This window comes from Marinobacterium nitratireducens (genome assembly GCF_014645375.1).
In the GTDB taxonomy this organism is placed as follows: domain Bacteria; phylum Pseudomonadota; class Gammaproteobacteria; order Pseudomonadales; family Balneatricaceae; genus Marinobacterium_A; species Marinobacterium_A nitratireducens.
Genome location: NZ_BMLT01000006.1, coordinates 362455 through 380814 on the forward strand (window position 1 = coordinate 362455; position 18360 = coordinate 380814).

Consider the following 18360-nt stretch of genomic DNA (forward strand, 5'->3'; position numbering starts at 1 on the left):
TTGTCCGCCCCGCTCAGCCGAACAGGGCCAGCTGATCCCCGGCCCGCGGCGGCACGCTGAAGAGGTCGGTGCGCAGTCGCAGGCCATGGCGCTGTTCCAGGCCGTACTTTCTCTGCGCAAGGCGAAAGCGCTGGGCGATCATCTCGGCGAACTGGCCTTCGCCGCGCATTCGCTTGCCGAAGCGGCTGTCGTTTTCCTGCCCGTTGCGGCTCTGGCGGATCAGGCTCATCACGTGCTCGGCGCGGTCCGGGTAGTGGGCGTCGAGCCACTCGCGGAACAGGCCCTTCACCTCCTGGGGCAGGCGTATGAAGACGTAACCGGCGTTGCGGGCACCGGCCTCGGCGCAGGCGCTTAGAATCGCCTCGAGTTCGCGGTCGTTGATCATGGGAATCAGTGGCGCCACCAGGACCCCGACCGGGACACCGGCGGCGGTCAGTTCGCGGATGGCGTTGAGCCGGGTGCGAGGCCCGGCGGCGCGCGGCTCCAGAGTGCGTTTCAGTTCCGGATCCAGCGTCGTCATGCTGATCATCACCGAGCACAGCTGCTGACGGGCCATATCGGAGAGAATGTCGAGGTCGCGCGTGATCAGGGCGCCCTTGGTGATGATCGTCACGGGATGGCGGTAGCGCGCGAGCACCTCGAGCAGCTCCCGGGTGATGCGGCGCTGCTGTTCAAGCGGCTGGTAGGGGTCGGTGTTGGCGCCGAGGGTGATCGGCTTGCAGCGATAGTTTTTCGCCCGCAGTTCCTGCTCCAGCCGCTCGGCGGCGCCCTCCTTGCAGATGATGCGGGTTTCGAAATCGAGTCCCGGCGACAGGTCCCAGTAGGCGTGGCTGGGGCGGGCATAGCAGTAAATGCAGCCGTGCTCGCAGCCGCGGTAGGGATTGATCGACTGCTCGAACGGCACATCGGGCGAGCGGTTGCGGCTGATGATGGTCCTGGGCCGCTCGTTGATCTGCACGGTATCGATGCGGGCCGGCAGCTCGCCGTCCGCGACAGGGTCGATCTCGCTGCGCGAGGGCGCGAATCGGTTGGCCGGGTTGGAGAGGGCGCCACGGCCCCTGGGCGGTCTGGACATTCCGGAGATCTCCGAAAATTAATACTGTTTAAATATACAGTATTCGTCGCGGGATGTGTATCGGTCTCCGGTTCTGTCGCGGGTGGTTTCGGTGGGCGGCGGGACCGGTGGCTCTCGTCGAATGCCATTCGATCGGCTAGGCTATTCGCTCGGAACACTCAGAACCCCGCCGAGGTCAATGGATGATGAATACTGTCGAACGCCGTTTGAGTTGTCTGGCCGTCACGATGTCCGGTGTCGCCGTGCAGCTGGCTGCCCCCACGGCATGGTCGCAGGATGCGGAGGCGCTGGCCAAGCAGCTGGCCAACCCGGTCGCCTCGCTGATCAGCGTGCCTTTTCAGCTGAACTACGACACCGACCTGGGGCCGGGGGATAACGGCGATCGTTATCTGCTGAACGTGCAGCCGGTTATCCCGTTCGATCTGAACGAGGACTGGAATCTGATCTCCCGCACTATCGTGCCCATCCTGTCCCAGGACGATGTGATTCCGGGCGAGGGCAGCCAGTCGGGTCTTGGCGACGTGGTGCAGAGCCTGTTCTTTTCGCCGAAAGAGCCGACGGCGAATGGCTGGATCTGGGGGGCGGGCCCGGTGGCGCTGCTCCCTACGGCAACCGACGACCTGCTGGGGGCGGAGAAGTGGGGGCTGGGTCCGACAGCCGTGGCACTGAGGCAGGATGGCGCCCTGACCTACGGTGCCCTGGCCAACCATATATGGTCCTTTGCCGGCGACGATGACCGCCGCGATATCAGTGCGACCTTCCTGCAACCCTTCCTGTCCCGCACCTCACCGAGTGCGACCACCTACACCGTCAATCTCGAGTCGACCTATGACTGGAAAGCCGAGGAGTGGTCGATCCCGCTCAACGCCAACGTCAGCAAGGTGCTCAGTCTGGGCGAACAGCTGGTCAGTGTTGGAGGGGGGCTGCGTTACTGGCTGGATAGCCCCGCTGCCGGCCCCGAAGGCCTGGGGGTGCGACTGCAGTTGACCCTGCTGTTTCCCAAATAGCGTTCGGCCTGAATGTGCCCGGTCAACGCATCCTGCAGGGTAGGCGAGGCCGTCCTGGCGCGCTTCAGGCGTTGCGGTACAGCCCATTGAAGACAAAGATGGGTTGCACGACGCCCGGACTGCAAAAGGGGTGGAGATCCCGGTAAGGTGTCTTTCCACCCATCCTGCCAAAGGCACAAGCGGGATGACGCCTATTTCGGTTCCATGCGGATGGCGCCGTCGAGCCGGATCACCTCGCCGTTGAGGTAGCGGTTCTCGATGATGTGGGCGGCGAGGGCTGCATACTCGTCCGGTTCGCCGAAGCGTTTCGGGTGCTGCACCATCTGGATCAGCGGGTCGCGGACCTCGTCCGGCATGCCCTTCATCATCGGCGTGTCGAAGATGCCCGGGGCAATGGTCATCACCCGGATTCCGAGTTTCGCCAGGTCCCGGGCGATCGGCAGTGTCATTCCGGCCACCCCGGCCTTGCTGGCGCTGTAGGCGGCCTGGCCCATCTGACCGTCGAAGGCGGCAACCGACGCCGTATTGATGATCACGCCTCGCTCGCCACCCGCGTCGGGCTCGTTCTTCGCCATCTGCTCGGCAGCCAGGCGCAGCACGTTGAAGGTGCCGATCAGGTTGATGTTGATGGTCTGGGCGAACTTTTCCAGCGCCAGGGCGCCGTTGCGGCCGACGGTCTTGCCCGCCGGGGCGATGCCCGCGCAGTTGATGCACACATCCACGGTGCCGAAGGTTTCGACCACCTGCGCCAGCGCGGCTTCGACCGAGGCGGCATCGGTGACGTCGACGCGGGCGAACAGCCCCTGCGGGCCGAGCTCGTCGGCCAGCGCCTGACCCGCCTCTTCGTTGAGGTCGAAGGCGGCAATCCTGGCGCCCCGGGCGGCCAGCCGGCGGCAGGTCACCAGGCCGAGGCCGGACGCACCGCCGGTGACGATAACGACTTTATTGTTCAGATCCATATTCGTTCCCCGAATTCGTTTTGGTGGCGCGCGGCGGCGCCGGATATGCTGGTGAAGCGATCAGCCGAGTTCCCGCAGCAGTTCGCGGGCGATGATGACGCGCTGGATCTCGCTGGTGCCCTCGTAGATGGAGGTGATGCGTACGTCGCGGGCGTAGCGCTCCAGCGGGAACTCCCGGATGTAGCCGTAGCCGCCGAGCAGCTGCAGCGCGGTGTAGCAGGCCTTGTTGGCCTTCTCCGAGGCGAACAGCTTGGCCATTGAGGCTTCCTTGGAAAACGGCAGCCCCTTTTCTTTGCGGTCGGCGGCGCTCATCAGCAGCAGGCGGGCGGCCTCGAGGTCGGTGTAGGCGTCGGCCAGCATCCACTGCAGTCCCTGGAAGTCTGTCAGCGGCTTGCCGAACTGCCGGCGCTCGGTCATGTAGGTACGGGCGTAGTCCATCGCCGCCAGGCCGATCCCGAGGGCCAGAGAGCCGATACCGATACGCCCGCCGGCCAGCTCGCCGACGGCGATGCGAAAGCCCTGGTTCAGCTCGCCCATCAGGGCATCCGCGGGAATGCGGCAGTTGTCGAACAGCACCTCGTTGGTGGCGGAGGCATGCTGCCCCATTTTCTTTTCGGCTTTGGAAATCTTGAGGCCCGGGGCGTTGCCCTCGACCAGGAAACAGGAAATACCCTTGCCCTTGGGCTGGTCCGGGTCGGTCAGGGCCCAGACCACGAAGACGCCGGCATACTCGGCACTGGTGATGAACTGCTTGGCGCCGTTGAGCACCCATTCGTCACCGTCGAGCACGGCGCTGGTGCGCATGCCTGAAGGGTCCGAGCCCGCGGTGGTTTCGGTGAGGCAGAAGCCGGCGGCGGGATAGTCGCCGCTGCAGATCCGTGGCAGATAACGCTGCTTCTGCTCCTCGGAGCCGATCGCCTGGATGACTTCGGCGACCATGTTGGTCACCGAGACCGTGACCGCCGTCGAGGCGCAGGCCCGGGCGATTTCGGTGACCGCCAGGCTGAACACGACGGTGCCGGCGTCGGTACCGCCGAAGTCTGCGTCGATGTTCAGACCCATGAAGCCGAGTTCGGCAAGCTTTTTCAGGTTGCCGAGAAAGCGTTCCCGGTCGCCTTCCTGGTCAAGCTTTTCCGCCACCGGCGCAAGCTCGGATTCGGCGAATTTGCGGGCCATATCCTGAATCAGTATCTGGTCTTCGCTGAGGCTGAGGTCCATCGCTTGTCTCCGGACTGCGCTGCGGGGGCCGGCGGCCTCCGTTGACTGTGATTGAAGGTGACTGCGAACCGGTCCGTGGGGCCTCCATGGATCTGTTCGCTGCTTCCCCAGAGTTTTGACCCTTTGGGTCGCCCTGGGGTCCGTGGATTACTATCGCCGAAAGCGGGGTGTCATAAAATGACATTAATTGACTGAATTGGTCATAAAAAGTGACACTTGGGCATGTGGCGCCCTTTCGGTGCCACAGGATCTGCACAGGAGGCAGGGTGGCGACTGTCGATATTCATTATGTACATGCGGCCCTGAACTGCGCTGTCCGCAGCGGACTCGAAGCGCAACCGCTGCTGGCGGACAGCGGCATCGATCCGCAGCTGCTGGGCCGGCCGGGAGCACGGGCCCCGGGAGAGAGCATGACACGGCTGGTGCAACTGATCTGGGCGGCGCTGGATGACGAGTTCATGGGCTGCACGGAACATCGCTGCAAGCCGGGCGTCTTCGCGTTGATGACGCAGCATGCGCTGCATTACGAATCGCTGGAGGCTGCGCTGCAGCAGGGCATTCAGCTGTATAACCTTTTCACCGACGATATCCGCATGCGTCTGCAGCGCCGGGGCGAGCGGGCGCTGCTGGAAATCGAGTTTGCCAGGCCGGAGCTGGACCCGGACGCTTTTTTCCGGGAGTTCTGGCTGGTCATCTGGCACCGCTTCGCCAGCTGGCTGATCGGTGAAAAAATCGCGCTCGGCACCACCGGCTTCGATTATCCGGAGCCGCCCCATGCCGCGGAGCTCAAACACATGTTTCCCGGCGTTCACCGCTTCGCGCGCGACAGGCTGTCGCTGAGTTTCAACGCCGGCTTTCTGGCGAAGCCGCCGGTACGGACCCGGCGTGACCTGGCGCTGTTTCTGCGGCGCTCCCCCGCCGACCTGATCACCATCCCGGGGCGGGAAAGCAGCTTCGAGGCGCGTATCCGTTCCGAGTTGCTGCACCATGGGCGGGAAGTGCTGGAGTGCCCGTCATTCGAGGATTTCGCCACGCGGTTCAATATCAGCGCCCAGACGCTCAGGCGCCGCCTGCGTGCCGAGGGCACGTCCTACCCGCGGATCAAGGATCAGGTCAGGCGGGACCTGGCGATCGAAAAGCTGCTGCTGTACCGGCTGAGCGTTACCGAGGTGGCTCGTCAGCTGGGCTTCAGTGAGCCGCGTTCGTTTTCGCGCGCCTTTCGGCAATGGACCGGCCTGACGCCGACGGCGTACCTCGAACTGAGAAAGGAGGCCGGCCCCCCGGGGGCCGGCTGAGTGTATGCGTGGGGCGCTGGGCCGGGTGCGGCGAGTTTCGGCAGGAGCAGGGCAGGAAAAGGTCTAAGCTGCTGGGTAGCTTACCCAACACAAAGGAGCAAGACCGATGAGCGTCAAACCGATACCCGATGGCTTTCATACCGCGACGCCTTATCTGGCGGTACGGGGGGCCGAAGAAGCGATCGAATTCTATAAACTGGCGTTCGGTGCCATCGAGCGCTTTCGCCTCGACACCCCCGACGGCAAGATCGGTCACGCCGAGATCGAGATCGGCGACAGCCGAATCATGCTGGCCGACGAGTGCTCGGAAAGCGGTTTCCAGAGCCCGACGGGATTGGGCGGCACCAGTTGCGGTTTGCATCTGTACGTCGAGGACGTCGATGCGCGTTTTCAGCGCGCAGTGGATGCGGGCGCGACGGTGATGAGTCCGGTGAAGGACATGTTCTACGGCGACCGGATTGGCAGCCTGCGCGATCCTTACGGTCACGTCTGGTTCGTCTCGACCCACCGCGAGGATCTGTCGGACGACGAGGTTTTCGAGCGGGCGAGGAAAATGTTCGAGCAGCAGCACTAGCCCGGATACTTCGCGCCCGCTCCGGGTTAGCCGCGCCAGAATACCGGGGTAAAGATCACGATGAGGCTCAGCAGCTCGAGCCGTCCCAGCAGCATCGCGAAGCACAGGATCCATTTGGCGCTGTCCGTCAGCGTGGCGAAGTTGCCCGCCGGGCCGATGATTTCGCCGAGCCCGGGGCCGACGTTTGTCAGCGCGGTGGCGGCGCCGGTGAGGCTGGTGATGAGGTCGAGCCCGGTCAGTGACAGCAGCAGCGTGGTCACCACCAGGCAGACGAAGAACAGGAACGAGAACGCCACGGCCGACGAGATGATGTCGTCGCTGACCTCGGTGCCGTTATAGCGGATCGAAAAAAGACCGCGCGGGTGCACCAGCTGGCGGATCTGTTTGGTCAGGAAGAGATAGGACAGCTGGAAACGGAAAATCTTCATGCCGCCGGAGGTGGATCCCGAGCAGCCGCCGATGAAGGTGATGAAAAAGAACAGCGCAACGCTGAAGCCGCTCCAGAGGGTATAGTCGGTCGAGGCGAATCCGGTGGTGGTGATGACCGAGGTGACGTTGAAGGCGGCGTGGGTGAGGGCATCGAAGGGGCCGAACACGCCTTCGCCGATAAGGTCCAGCGTCAGTATCAGCGTCAGTGCCGCGACAATCAGCAGGAAGCCGATCACCTGGTCGTCGCGCAGGACTTTCAGCGAGGGGTTGGCGAAAAAGCGAATGTAGAGCACGAAAGGCATGCCGCCAAGCAGCATGAACACCACCGAAATCCACAGCATGCCGTTGCCGAAACGCCCCATGGAGCGGTCGTCGGTGGCGTAACCGCCGGAGGATACCGTGGCCATGGCGTGGGTGATGGCGTCGAACAGGTTCATGCCCCAGGCCCAGTAGCTGAGGACGCAGGCCAGCGAAATGGCGAAGTAGCTGGCGCGGGCGCAGGGAAAAGTCGCCGCCGCGGCAGGTGGTGACCAGTATCAGTCCGAAGGCGCCGGTGACGGCGGCGGAGATGGCAAAAGCCCGGGTTTCGGAGTCCCCCTTGATCAGGCCGATCAGCGCCGGGAATATCATCAGCGTGGCCATCGCCAGGGCAATCAGGCCGCAGACGAACAGTACCGGCCGAAAAAGCTTGAACATCGGTCTTTTCCCTTGATTGCACGGCAAAAGCGCGTGCTTGTCCTGTCAGTGGGAGGCGCTTTCCATGATAGCCGCTGCCTCGCTCCGGTCACCACCAGTTTCGGCGCTTGAACTGCACCGCCATGCCGACCGCGATCAGTATCATCAGCCCCCAGACCATAAAATAGCCCCAGCGCCACCTGAGCTCGGGCATATAAGCGAAATTCATCCCGTAGACGCCGACGATAAAGGTCAGCGGAATGAATATGGTGGCGATGATCGTCAGCACCTTCATCACCTCGTTGAGCCGCTGGCTCATGCTCGAAAGACAGGTGTCGTGCAGGCTGCCGAGGATATCGCGATAGCTTTCGACCATCTCGATGATCTGGATGATATGGTCGTAAAGGTCGCGCAGGTAGAAGCGGGTTTCGGTTTCGATCAGAGGCGAACTGCTTTTCACCAGCAGGCCGATCTCCTCGCGCAGCGGCCAGATGGCCCGGCGAACCACGATCATTTCGCGCTTGAGGCGATGAATTTCCTGGATCTGGTTGCTGTGGGGTTTGCTCAGAATGGCCTCGTCGAGCATTTCGAAGTAATCGTCGAACTGCTCCAGCGCCACGAAGTAGTGATCGACGACGGCATCGACCAGGGCGTAGCAAAGATAGTCCGCGGCGCGGTCGCGAATATGCCCGCGCCCCTGAACGATGCGGCTGCGCACGCTGTCGAACAGGCCGGAGTTGTCCTCCATGAAGGTGAGCACGAAGCCCTGGCCCAGAATCAGTCTGAAGTGTTGTCGGGAGCCGGCTCAGCGACTGAAGGCGCGGAATTCCTTCTCGACGATCTGCTCCAGGGCCTGGCTGCGGGTCGAATGCGACAGGTAGGCGAGGGTGTCGGGCCGGGTCGGCTCGAGACGGTAGAAGCCGCCGTGGGTCGACAGCTCCGGCAGCGCGCCGAGAATGCGGTAACTGCCCATTGGGGTCAGCGCCAGAGTCTTGTTGGCACCGTAGGCGAAACCGACCAGCGGATGCTGGGTCGTGCCGCCGATCTCGCCATACTCGCTGTCCCAGGTGTACTCGATGACCCAGAACTCCAGCCCGGGGTTGCTCAGTACTGCGTAGCTGGAATCGATTCCGCTCATGTCCGGCCTATCCTCTTTACTGTCCTTGGCTGGGGCAAGGCGCCGATCTTCGCCGCCCCTGGATGTCAGCCACCATTATCGACGAAGCACCCGTGAAAAATAAAGCTTAAGGCGCAAGGGCCGGCACTTCGCCCGATGGAACCACGAACGGAGGATGGGTTAGCGATGCATTGGCAGTGAATCGACAGCCTTGCGCGGGGCTTCAGCATCGCGTAACCCGTCAAATCGATCGTATTGCAGATCGATTCGTTTCAGCCGGCACGGTGGGTTGTTGGGTTGCGTGGCGCGAACGCCTGCTGGAACATTGAATTCACAGGCAAGGCGCCGCTCCACCCAACCTACAGGAGCAGCGCATCGCGTAACCCGTCAAATCGATCGTATTGCAGATCGATTCGTTTCAGCCGGCACGGTGGGTTGTTGGGTTGCGCGGCGCGAACGCCTGCTGGAACACTGAATTCACAGGCAAGGCGCCGCTCCACCCAACCTACAGGAGCAGCGCATCGCGTAACCCGTCAAATCGATCGTATTGCAGATCGATTCGTTTCAGCCGGCACGGTGGGTTGTTGGGTTGCGTGGCGCGAACGCCTGCTGGAACATTGAATTCACGGGCAAGGCGCCGCTCCACCCAACCTACAGGAGCAGTATTTCGCGAAACCCGTCAAATCGATCGGATCGCAGAACGATGGGTGCCGGGCTTTTCCGCCATCCATGGCGGTGAAGCCGAGCGACAATCAGATGCCCGGGCGGACGTCGAGATCGCCGATGGCCTGGCGCGCCAGCGGTGACAGTTCGCTGCCGTCGTTCTGCAGGTAGTCGATGATCTGCTGTTTCATGCTGCGCGCCCAGAACTTCTTCAGGTGGTTGCGCACGCGCTCGGCGGCTTCGGCTTCGGTGCCGTAGTGGCTGTTGTTGGCGGCGATCTGGTTCGCCATCAGGATCAGAGTGTCGAGTTGATTGCTCATCTGGGTCTTTCCTCAGCCGGCATGGACGGCCGGTGCGGCCGGTGTGGCCGGATTGTTGTAGATCACATGACGGCCGCTGCGGGCGAAGCCGACCAGCAGCAGTCCGGAGTCCCGGGCCAGGTCGATGGCCAGCGAGGTCGGTGCCGACACCGCGACCAGGGCGCCGATGCCGGCACTGCAGCTTTTCTGCACCATCTCGTAGCTGGCGCGGCTGGAGACCAGCGCGAAACCCTCACTGAAGGATTCGCCGGTGCTGACAGCAGCGCCGATCAGTTTGTCGAGGGCGTTGTGGCGGCCGACGTCTTCCCGCGCCAGGCGGATGCTGCCATTCGAGTCGCACCAGGCGGCGCCGTGGGTGGCGCCGGTTTCCCGTTGCAGCGGCTGATGCCGCGACAGCGATGCCAGGGCTGCCTGGATGGCGTCGTCCGACAGTGCCGGCGCGGCGACGGGCGCCACCGGGCGAACCGCCTGCGTCAGCGATTCGGTGCCGCACAGACCGCAACCGGTGCGGCCGGTGAGGCTACGCCGGCGCAGCTTGAGCTCGGCCAGACGCTGGGCGCCGATCTCCAGGTGCACGGCGATGCCTGCAGCTTCCTCGCGCACCTCGAGATCGTAGAGCTCGTCGGGCGAGCGCAGGATCCCTTCGGACAGGCTGAAGCCGAGGGCGAAGTCGCCGAGATCCTCGGGCGTGGCCATCATCACGGCATGGGATATGCCGTTGTAGACCAGCGCCACCGGGATCTCGATGGCGATACTGTCCTCGGCCGGCAATGACGCACCGCCGCTATCCCGGTGGACAGTTATCGGGCGACGGCAGTGGCCAGTGCGCCGCTCAGCCATCTCAGCTGGCTCCGCTCTCGGCTTTCTCGCCGCGCAGCAGCTGGTGCTGCAGCTGCTCGAAGGAGCGGAACTGCTGCTGCCATTCGGACGGCTGGCTCACCTTCTCGACCTGCACCGCGGTCACCTTGTACTCGGGGCAGTTGGTGGCCCAGTCCGAGCTGTCGGTGGTGATGACGTTGGCGCCGCTGCCCGGGTGGTGGAAGGTGGTGTAAACCACGCCCGGCAGCATGCGGTCGCTGATACGCGCACGCAGTACCGTCTGGCCCGAGCGGCTGCTGACGCCGAGCCAGTCGCCGTCCTGGATGCCGCGCAGTTCGGCGTCGGACGGATGCACTTCCAGCACGTCCTCGTCATGCCATACCTGGTTGTCGGTGCGACGGGTCTGGGCGCCGACGTTGTACTGCGACAGGATGCGGCCGGTGGTCAGCAGCAGCGGGAAGCGGCTGGTGGTGCGTTCCTCGGTGGCGACGTACTCGGTGATGGCGAACTGGCCGCGACCGATCGGGAAGTCCTCGACGTGCATGGTCGGGGTGCCTTCCGGATACTGGTCGTTGCAGGGCCACTGAATGCTGCCGAGCTGCTCCAGCTTGTCGTAGCTGACGCCGGTGAAGCTCGGTGTCAGGCCTGCGATCTCGTCCATGATCTCGGACGGATGGGCGTAGTTCATCGGGTAACCGAGGGCGTTGGCCAGGTCCTGGGTCACTTCCCAGTCTTCCTTGCCGGCGACCGGCGGCATCACCTTGCGCACGCGGTTGATACGGCGCTCGGCGTTGGTGAAGGTGCCGTTCTTCTCGAGGAAGGTGGAACCCGGCAGCAGCACGTGGGCGAACTTGGCCGTTTCGTTGAGGAAGATATCCTGCACGATCAGGCACTCGAGGGACTTGAGCGCCGCCTCGACGTGCTGGGTGTTGGGATCGGACTGAGCGATGTCCTCGCCCTGCACGTACAGCGCCTTGAAGGTGCCGGCGATGGCGGAATCGAACATGTTGGGGATGCGCAGACCCGGCTCGTCGTCGAGCTTGACGCCCCAGCTCTTTTCGAAGCGCGCGCGGGCGGCGTCGTCGGCGACGTGCTGGTAGCCCGGCAGTTCGTGCGGGAAGGAGCCCATGTCGCAGGAGCCCTGGACGTTGTTCTGACCGCGCAGCGGGTTGACGCCGACGCCTTCGCGACCGATGTTGCCGGTGGCCATCGCCAGGTTCGCGATACCCATGACCATGCTCGAGCCCTGGCTGTGCTCGGTGACGCCGAGGCCGTAGTAGATGGCGCCGTTCGGGGCCTTGGCGTAGGTGCGGGCGGCGCGGCGGACCTTGTCGGCCGGTACCCCGGTGATCGCTTCGACGGCTTCCGGGGCGTGACGCTCCTCGAGGATGAACTCGCGCCAGGCCTGGTAGGCCTTGTCGTCGCAGCGGCTGGCGATGAAGTCCGTGTCTTCGAGGCCTTCGGTGACGATGACGTGCGCCAGTGCATTGACGATGGCGACGTTGGTGCCCGGGCGCAGCGGCAGGTGCTGGGCGTCCTTCAGGTGCGGCGTCTTCAGCAGGTCGATGCGGCGCGGATCGATCACGATCAGCTCGGCGCCCTCGCGCAGACGCTTGCGCATCAGCGAGCCGAATACCGGGTGGGCGTCGGTCGGGTTGGCGCCGATCACGACGATGACGTCGGACTCCATTACCGAGTCGAAGGTCTGGGTGCCGGCGGACTCGCCCAGCGTGGTCTTGAGACCGTAGCCGGTCGGCGAGTGGCAGACACGGGCGCAGGTGTCGGTGTTGTTGTTGCCGAAGGCCGCGCGCACCAGTTTCTGCACCAGGTAGGTTTCCTCGTTGGTGCAACGCGAGGAGGTGATGCCGCCGATGCTCTCGCGGCCGTAGGTGCCCTGCACCTCCTTCAGACGCTTCGCCGCGAAGGCGATCGCTTCGTCCCAGCTGACTTCGCGCCAGGGGTCGGTGATGGCGTCGCGGATCATCGGCTGCTTGATGCGGTCCTTGTGGGTGGCGTAGCCGAAGGCGAAACGGCCCTTGACGCAGGAGTGACCGTGGTTGGCGTCACCGCCCTTGTACGGCACCATGCGCACGACCTGATCGCCCTTCATCTCGGCCTTGAAGGAACAGCCGACACCGCAGTAGGCGCAGGTGGTCACGACGCTGTGCTCCGGCTGGCCCATGTCGATAACGCTCTTCTCCATCAGCGTCGAAGTGGGGCAGGCCTGAACGCAGGCGCCGCAGGAGACGCATTCGGAGTCCATGAAGGCCTCGTTCTGTCCCGGCGAGACCTTGGAGTCGAAACCGCGGCCGTCGATGGTCAGCGCGAAGGTGCCCTGAACCTCCTCGCAGGCGCGCACGCAGCGCGAGCAGACGATGCACTTGCTCGGGTCGAAACTGAAGTAGGGGTTGGAGTGATCCTTCTCGGCGTCGAGGTGGTTCTCGCCGTCGAAACCGTAACGCACCTCGCGCAGGCCCACGGCGCCTGCCATGTCCTGCAGCTCGCAGTTACCGTTGGCGGGGCATGTCAGGCAGTCCAGCGGGTGGTCGGAGATGTACAGCTCCATGATGTTGCGACGCAGCCTGGCGAGCTTGTCGTTCTGTGTCCACACCTTCATGCCGGCCTCGGCCGGAGTGGTGCAGGAGGCCGGCAGACCCCGGCGGTTCTCGATCTGTACCGCGCACAGGCGGCAGGAACCGAACGCCTCGAGGTTGTCGGAGGCGCAGAGCTTGGGGATGTTGATGTCGGCCATGGCGGCGGCGCGCATCACCGAGGTGCCTTCGGGCACGGTGACCTCTACGCCGTCGATCTCCAGCGTGACGAGCTTTTCGGACAGGCTGGCCGGCGTGCCGTAGTCTTTGTTCGGGTCGAAGTATTGCAACATGTCTATGGCCTCCGCTCAGCGCTGAAAGTCGTCGGGAAAGTGTTTCATCGCGCTCTGCACGGGGAAGGGCGTCATGCCGCCCATCGCGCACAATGAGCCGTCCACCATGGTCTCGCACAGGTCCGTGAGCAGCTCGAGGTTGGCCTCGCGATTCTCGCCCGCACGGATGCGGTCGATAACCTCGACACCGCGGGTCGAGCCAATACGGCAGGGCGTGCACTTGCCGCAGGATTCGACGGTGCAGAACTCCATCGAGAAGCGCGCCTGCTCGGCCATATCCACAGTATCGTCGAACATCACCACGCCGCCATGTCCGAGCACGGCGCCAACCGCGGCAAACGCCTCGTAGTCGAGCGGCAGGTCCCACTGGCTTTCCGGCAGATAGGCGCCGAGCGGGCCGCCGACCTGGACCGCGCGCAGCGGGCGTTCCGAGAAGGTGCCGCCACCGAAATCTTCCATCAGCTCGCGCAGGCTGGGGCCGAAGGCGAGCTCGATCAGGCCGCCGCGCTTGACGTTGCCGGCCAGCTGAAACGGCAGGGTACCGCGCGAGCGACCCCTGCCGTAATCGGCGTAGGCCTGGCCGCCCTGATCGAGGATAAAGGGCACGGCCGCCAGCGACAGCACGTTGTTGACCACGGTGGGCTGGCCGAACAGACCGACGATGGCCGGCAGCGGCGGCTTGGCGCGCACCAGTCCGCGCTTGCCCTCGAGGCTCTCGAGCAGCGAGGTCTCCTCGCCGCAGATGTAGGCGCCGGCGCCGAGGCGCACTTCCAGGTGGAAGGTCTTGCCGCTGCCGAGGATATCGTCGCCGAGGTAACCGGCGGCTTCGGCGCGGGCGATGGCCTCGTTGAAGATGCGCTGCGCCACCGGGTATTCGGAGCGCAGATAGATGTAGCCCTGGGTGGCGCCGACGGCGAGACCGGCGATGGTCATGCCCTCGATCAGCATGTAGGGATCGCATTCCATCACCAGGCGGTCGGCAAAGGTGCCGGAGTCGCCTTCGTCGGCGTTGCAGACGATGTATTTCTGCGAGGCTTCAGCGTCGAGTACGGTCTGCCACTTGATGCCGGTGGGGAAGGCGGCGCCGCCACGGCCGCGCAGGCCGGAGGCCTTGATCTCGTCGACGATGGCCTGGGGCGCGAGATGGAGCGCGTTCTCGAGGCCCTTGAAGCCGTCGTGGGCGCGATAGTCGTCGATCGACACCGGATCGGTGATTCCGGCGCGGGCGAAGGTCAGGCGCTGCTGCTTCTTGAGGTACGGAATCTCTTCGGTGAGCCCCTGGCACAGCGGGTGGCCGGTCTCGCCAACCAGCAGGCCGGCGTCGAACAGCGCTTCCACGTCATCTTCATCGACCGGGCCGTAGGCGATGCGGCCGGCCGCGGTTTCCACCTCGACCAGCGGCTCGAGCCAGAACAGGCCGCGGGAACCATTGCGTACCAGTTCGATCTCGGCGCCACGCTGGCGCGCTTGGGCTTCGATACGGGCGGCAACCTCGTCGGCGCCCATCGCCAGTGCGGTGGTGTCGCAGGGAACGAAAATCTTCGTGCTCATCACTTCACCTCCAGCGCGCGGGTGGTCATTTTGTCGACCAGACGGTCGAACTTCTCCGTCGTGACGCGGCCGTGGATACGGTCGCCGATGCGAACCGAAGGCGCACAGGCGCAGTTGCCGAGACAGTAGACGGCTTCCAGGGTGATCTCGCGATCGCTGGTGGTCTGGTGGAAGTCGACGCCGAGCCTGGCCTTGGCGTGGGCCTCGAGGTTGCGTCCCCCCATCGACTGGCAGGCTTCGGCACGGCAGATCTGCAGCGTCTGGCTGCCGGGCGCGGAGGTGCGAAAGTGATGATAGAAGCTGATCACGCCATGTATTTCGGCACGGGTCTGCTGCAGCGACTCGGCGATGATCGACACCGCTTCGGACGGGATATAGCCGAACCTGTCCTGGATGGCGTGGAGGATCGGCAGCAGGGCGCCGGGCTTGTGTTTCAGGGCGTCAACTTCGTCCTGAATCAGCTGCGGGGTCCACTCGGAGAAACCACTCATTGAGATCACCTGGGCTCTTTGTCGTGCTTTTGGTTTGTTTTATATGCACTCGTGTGCATATTTGTGGTTATATATCCACGTTTATTGGGGGCAAAAGTAGCACCTGTGGTTCAGATTAAAAATATGAAAAAGACTTCATATGAAGAAAATTCAGATTGAACCGGCCTGGTCCTTTACCGACGAGGCCGGAAACCGGCTCGATCCCAAGCTGTTCGGACTGCTGCAGGCGGTGCATCAGAGCGGCAAGCTCACCAGTGCCGCCGCGGAGGCCGGCATTTCGTATCGTCATGCCTGGAACCTGCTCAACAAGTGGGCCGATTTCTTCGGCGTGGAGCTTGTGGAGATGCAAAAGGGGCGGGGAGCGCGGCTTTCGCCGCTGGGCGACAAGCTGCTCTGGGCCGAGCAGCGCGTCGCGGCGAGGCTGGGGCCGCAGCTCGAGAGTCTGGGGTCGGAGCTGAACCTCGAAATCCAGCAATTGCTGGAAGGGGTCAAGCCGGTGCTGCGCATGCATGCCAGTCATGGTTACGCGGTGGCGCTGCTGCCGAAATTCGCCGACGGCTTTCAGCTCGACCTGCAGTACTGCAGCCCGCAGGAGGCGCTGGCGGCGCTGAATCGCGGCGGTTGCGACATTGCCGGCTTTCATATGCCGACTGCCGCCGTCAGCGGTCCGCTGACGAAAGGCTATCGTCGTCTGCTGAAGCCGCGCAGTCATCGTATTATCCGTTTCATCACCCGCACCCAGGGACTGATGGTCAGGCCGGGCAATCCGAAGGCGATCGCGAGCCTGGCCGACCTGGCAAGGGCGGACGTGCGCTTTATCAACCGGCAGAAGGATTCCGGTACCCGGGCGTTGCTCGACGGGCTGATCCGGGAGGCGGGCGTGTCATCACGCAGGATACGCGGTTACGAGCTGGAGGAGTTCACCCACTCGGCGGTGGCGGCCTATATCGCGGCCGGTATGGCCGATGTCGGCTTCGGTGTCGAAGCGGCGGCCCATCAGTTCGGTCTCGATTTCGTGCCGCTGGCCACGGAGCATTATCTGATGGTGTGCCATCGCCAGGTGCTCAACGACCCCAAGGTGCAGCGCCTGATAGAAACGATAGAAGGCGAGGCGTTTCGGCAGGCGGTGTCGCAGCTGCCCGGTTATTCCCCCAGTCGCTGCGGCGAGGTCTGTGGCGTCGATGAGCTGTTCGCGGAGGAGAATGCTTGACCTTTTGTGTCAATAGATTGACCGGATGCGTTCTTGAGCGCATGGAGGGGACGGTGGAGAGTGGTAAGGCGTAAGGCGTAAGGCGTAAGGCGTAATGCGCAAGGCGTAAGGCGTAAGGCGTAAGGCGTAAGGTGTGTGTAAGGTCATGCCTTGTGCTCTGGACCCGCCGTCCGCCATGCTGAGAACGCTTAACGCTTAACGCTTAACGCTTAACGCTTAACGCTTAACGCTTAACGCTTAACGCTTAACGCTTAACGCCCTACAACTCACCAGGTTGCCCCATGAACGCGATACGCGCAGCTTTCACCGAGATTCCCGCCCCCGGAGCCGTGCAGCCGGTTGCTGACGGCATACTCTGGCTGCGCATGCCGCTGCCGTTCGAGCTCGACCACATCAATCTCTATCTGATTGACGATGGCGACGGCTGGGTGGCGATCGACAGCGGGCTGGTGGGGGAGGAGACCCGCGGCCACTGGCGGCGCCTGGTCGAGCAGGCGCTTGGGGGGCGGCCTCTCAAGGTGCTGCTGGTTACCCACAGCCACCCGGACCACCTGGGGTCGGCCGGCTGGCTGTGCCGCGAATACGGTATTCCGCTCTGGATTACGCGGCCGGAGTACCGTGCAGCGCAGGCTCTGCTGGACAGCCGCTCGGCGGACGCAGCGGAGGATCAGCAGCGCTACTACCGCGCGGTCGGCATGAACAGGGAGCAGACCGAAGCCGTCGCGACGCAGGTGCAGCGCATGGCGTCGGCCTACGATGCACTGCCGCCGGTCGGCCGTGTACTCGGGGAGGGCGACGAATTGCAGCTCGGCGGCCGTCGCTGGCAGGTGCGGGTCGCGAAGGGGCACTCGCCGGCGCACGCGGTGCTGTACTGCCCGGATCTCGGGGTGATGCTGTCGGGCGATCAGGTACTCCCGCGAATCAGTTCCAACGTCGGGCTCTACCAGGACCGCCTCGACAGCGACCCGCTCGGACACTGGCTGGAGAGCCTCGAACGGCTGCTGCAGTGGCCCGACGATACCCTGGTGCTGCCGTCCCACAACGAGCCCTTCTTCGGCCTGCACCGACGCCTGCACGAGCTTCAGGCCGATCACGCCGACAAGCTCGTGCAGCTTGAGGACTTCTGCCGCGAGCCGATGTCCGTGATGGAGCTGGTGCCGCTCATGTATCCGCGCCGCCTCGGCAGCATGGACCTGCTGCTCGCCGCGGGCGAGTGCCTGGCGCATCTGCACTACCTGATGCAGCGGGGGCGGCTGGTGCATGAAAGCGACGCAGACGGCGTCTGGCGGTTCAGCTTGCCCTCCGGGTAATCGCCGCCTGGTTGGGTCTGGCGGCGTCTCTGCTGTAATTTCAGTGCGCTGCCGGGGCGTTCGCGCCGCGTAACCCAACAGCCTGCCTGTTGGTGCCGCGTTATATCGCTTTTGTAGGTTGGGCCTAGCGGCGCCCTGCCCGTAAATTCCGTGTTCTGCCGGACGTTCGCGCCGCGTAACCCAACACTCGCGATTTCGGGAATGCACCGTGCCGGCTAATACGAATCGATCTGTAATGCGGTCGATATGATGGGGTTCGCGATGCCCGGGCCGCGAGGTCAATCATCACGCACCTGCCGTACATCGCTCAGCCCATCCTACGCCACTGGTGGGTGCTGCGGTATACCGGCGAACAGGGCGACCTCAGTCGCTATCCCACATCACATCTTTATGGTCGCGGGCGGCGGCTTCGAGCATCTGCAGCAGCGGATAGGCGCGTTTGGCCAGTCCGATAGCCGGGCCTTCCTCGTCTTCGTCATCTGAATCTTTCGTTTTTTTGGCGTCCGCCGGTGCAGGCGGGTTCTCGAGTGCCTGCTTCAGTCGCGCCAGTGCCTCCGGCACGTCGTCGGCGAGGATGGCGCCGGGCACGACAACGCTGTGTCCGCAAAGGCGGATCAGCTGCCCGGCGATATCACCGAGCATGGTGATATTGGCATAGGCGGCGGAACTGAAGGTGATGAGCATGACGTGGGTTCTCCTGGATAACTGTTATCCAGTTTAGACGAAAGTCTAAGGCGTGCATGAATCACCTCGGTGCTGTCCG

At 63.9% G+C, this 18360-nt stretch carries 17 protein-coding genes; 5 read left to right on the plus strand and 12 right to left on the minus strand.

Annotation, left to right across the window (positions count from 1 at the left end; genetic code table 11):
- Window positions 1–13: 13 nt before the first annotated feature.
- Complete coding sequence (locus IEX85_RS13930; protein WP_188861213.1) at window positions 14–1075, minus strand: PA0069 family radical SAM protein; 1062 nt, start codon at window positions 1073–1075, stop codon at window positions 14–16.
- A gap of 182 nt (window positions 1076–1257) precedes the next feature.
- Here IEX85_RS13930 and IEX85_RS13935 point away from each other — a divergent pair, with 182 nt between their 5' ends.
- Window positions 1258–2082 (plus strand): hypothetical protein, encoded by an 825-nt coding sequence (locus tag IEX85_RS13935; protein WP_229721921.1) that lies wholly within the window; start codon window positions 1258–1260, stop codon window positions 2080–2082.
- Between the two features lie 191 nt (window positions 2083–2273).
- On the opposite strand, the gene IEX85_RS13940 is transcribed toward IEX85_RS13935, so the two are convergent.
- Window positions 2274–3041 carry a 3-hydroxyacyl-CoA dehydrogenase gene (locus IEX85_RS13940; protein ID WP_188861214.1) on the minus strand — a complete coding sequence of 256 codons (768 nt, stop codon included), beginning with the start codon at window positions 3039–3041 and terminating at the stop codon, window positions 2274–2276.
- A 60-nt stretch (window positions 3042–3101) separates the two neighbouring features.
- Window positions 3102–4259 carry an acyl-CoA dehydrogenase family protein gene (locus tag IEX85_RS13945; protein ID WP_188861215.1) on the minus strand — a complete coding sequence of 386 codons (1158 nt, stop codon included), beginning with the start codon at window positions 4257–4259 and terminating at the stop codon, window positions 3102–3104.
- A 266-nt stretch (window positions 4260–4525) separates the two neighbouring features.
- Between IEX85_RS13945 and IEX85_RS13950 the strand changes: the two genes are divergently transcribed.
- Window positions 4526–5554, plus strand: a complete 1029-nt coding sequence (locus tag IEX85_RS13950; RefSeq protein ID WP_188861216.1) for an AraC family transcriptional regulator — start codon at window positions 4526–4528, stop codon at window positions 5552–5554.
- Window positions 5555–5660: 106 nt separating this feature from the next.
- The gene (locus tag IEX85_RS13955) at window positions 5661–6128 is read left to right on the plus strand and encodes a VOC family protein (RefSeq protein ID WP_188861217.1); all 468 of its coding nucleotides are present in this window, start codon (window positions 5661–5663) and stop codon (window positions 6126–6128) included.
- Window positions 6129–6154: 26 nt separating this feature from the next.
- Here the strand turns inward: IEX85_RS13955 and IEX85_RS13960 are convergent, their stop codons facing one another.
- From IEX85_RS13960 to IEX85_RS13995, 8 genes are all read right to left on the minus strand, one after another.
- Entirely contained in the window at window positions 6155–7033 is an 879-nt protein-coding gene (locus tag IEX85_RS13960; protein ID WP_373290913.1) for a potassium transporter TrkG, read from the minus strand.
- Between the two features lie 308 nt (window positions 7034–7341).
- Window positions 7342–8013: a magnesium/cobalt transporter CorA gene (corA, locus tag IEX85_RS13965; protein WP_308425651.1), complete on the minus strand. Its 672-nt coding sequence runs from the start codon at window positions 8011–8013 to the stop codon at window positions 7342–7344.
- 24 nt (window positions 8014–8037) lie between these two features.
- Window positions 8038–8370: a hypothetical protein gene (locus tag IEX85_RS13970; protein ID WP_188861220.1), complete on the minus strand. Its 333-nt coding sequence runs from the start codon at window positions 8368–8370 to the stop codon at window positions 8038–8040.
- A gap of 731 nt (window positions 8371–9101) precedes the next feature.
- A complete protein-coding gene (locus tag IEX85_RS13975) occupies window positions 9102–9332 on the minus strand; it encodes a formate dehydrogenase subunit delta (protein ID WP_188861221.1) in 231 nt (76 codons plus the stop codon).
- Between the two features lie 12 nt (window positions 9333–9344).
- Window positions 9345–10172, minus strand: coding sequence for a formate dehydrogenase accessory sulfurtransferase FdhD (fdhD, locus tag IEX85_RS13980; protein ID WP_188861222.1), 828 nt, complete (start codon window positions 10170–10172; stop codon window positions 9345–9347).
- Window position 10173: 1 nt separating this feature from the next.
- The gene (gene fdhF, locus IEX85_RS13985) at window positions 10174–13035 is read right to left on the minus strand and encodes a formate dehydrogenase subunit alpha (protein ID WP_188861223.1); all 2862 of its coding nucleotides are present in this window, start codon (window positions 13033–13035) and stop codon (window positions 10174–10176) included.
- A 15-nt stretch (window positions 13036–13050) separates the two neighbouring features.
- The gene (locus IEX85_RS13990; protein WP_188861224.1) at window positions 13051–14586 is read right to left on the minus strand and encodes a formate dehydrogenase beta subunit; all 1536 of its coding nucleotides are present in this window, start codon (window positions 14584–14586) and stop codon (window positions 13051–13053) included.
- The gene (locus tag IEX85_RS13995; RefSeq protein ID WP_188861225.1) at window positions 14586–15077 is read right to left on the minus strand and encodes a formate dehydrogenase subunit gamma; all 492 of its coding nucleotides are present in this window, start codon (window positions 15075–15077) and stop codon (window positions 14586–14588) included. Before IEX85_RS13995 ends, IEX85_RS13990 begins: the two co-directional genes overlap by 1 nt.
- 139 nt (window positions 15078–15216) lie before the next feature.
- Here IEX85_RS13995 and IEX85_RS14000 point away from each other — a divergent pair, with 139 nt between their 5' ends.
- On the plus strand, window positions 15217–16287 hold the full coding sequence (locus IEX85_RS14000; protein ID WP_188861226.1) for a substrate-binding domain-containing protein: 1071 nt from the start codon (window positions 15217–15219) through the stop codon (window positions 16285–16287).
- A 281-nt stretch (window positions 16288–16568) separates the two neighbouring features.
- Complete coding sequence (locus IEX85_RS14005) at window positions 16569–17597, plus strand: MBL fold metallo-hydrolase (RefSeq protein ID WP_188861227.1); 1029 nt, start codon at window positions 16569–16571, stop codon at window positions 17595–17597.
- 363 nt (window positions 17598–17960) lie between these two features.
- Here the strand turns inward: IEX85_RS14005 and IEX85_RS14010 are convergent, their stop codons facing one another.
- Window positions 17961–18281, minus strand: coding sequence for a DUF1840 domain-containing protein (locus tag IEX85_RS14010; RefSeq protein ID WP_188861228.1), 321 nt, complete (start codon window positions 18279–18281; stop codon window positions 17961–17963).
- Between the last annotated feature and the right edge of the window lie 79 nt (window positions 18282–18360).

Bases quoted from the DNA above. Each gene is read 5' to 3' on its own strand.
- fdhF (WP_188861223.1), bottom strand. From the start codon at position 13,035: ATGTTGCAATACTTCGACCCGAACAAAGACTACGGCACGCCGGCCAGC.
- IEX85_RS13995 (WP_188861225.1), bottom strand. From the start codon at position 15,077: ATGAGTGGTTTCTCCGAGTGGACCCCGCAGCTGATTCAGGACGAAGTT.
- IEX85_RS13935 (WP_229721921.1), top strand. From the start codon at position 1,258: ATGATGAATACTGTCGAACGCCGTTTGAGTTGTCTGGCCGTCACGATG.
- IEX85_RS14000 (WP_188861226.1), top strand. From the start codon at position 15,217: ATGAAGAAAATTCAGATTGAACCGGCCTGGTCCTTTACCGACGAGGCC.
- IEX85_RS13975 (WP_188861221.1), bottom strand. From the start codon at position 9,332: ATGAGCAATCAACTCGACACTCTGATCCTGATGGCGAACCAGATCGCC.
- IEX85_RS13945 (WP_188861215.1), bottom strand. From the start codon at position 4,259: ATGGACCTCAGCCTCAGCGAAGACCAGATACTGATTCAGGATATGGCC.
- IEX85_RS13930 (WP_188861213.1), bottom strand. From the start codon at position 1,075: ATGTCCAGACCGCCCAGGGGCCGTGGCGCCCTCTCCAACCCGGCCAAC.
- IEX85_RS13955 (WP_188861217.1), top strand. From the start codon at position 5,661: ATGAGCGTCAAACCGATACCCGATGGCTTTCATACCGCGACGCCTTAT.
- IEX85_RS14010 (WP_188861228.1), bottom strand. From the start codon at position 18,281: ATGCTCATCACCTTCAGTTCCGCCGCCTATGCCAATATCACCATGCTC.
- IEX85_RS13970 (WP_188861220.1), bottom strand. From the start codon at position 8,370: ATGAGCGGAATCGATTCCAGCTACGCAGTACTGAGCAACCCCGGGCTG.
- IEX85_RS13940 (WP_188861214.1), bottom strand. From the start codon at position 3,041: ATGGATCTGAACAATAAAGTCGTTATCGTCACCGGCGGTGCGTCCGGC.
- IEX85_RS13990 (WP_188861224.1), bottom strand. From the start codon at position 14,586: ATGAGCACGAAGATTTTCGTTCCCTGCGACACCACCGCACTGGCGATG.
- IEX85_RS14005 (WP_188861227.1), top strand. From the start codon at position 16,569: ATGAACGCGATACGCGCAGCTTTCACCGAGATTCCCGCCCCCGGAGCC.
- fdhD (WP_188861222.1), bottom strand. From the start codon at position 10,172: ATGGCTGAGCGGCGCACTGGCCACTGCCGTCGCCCGATAACTGTCCAC.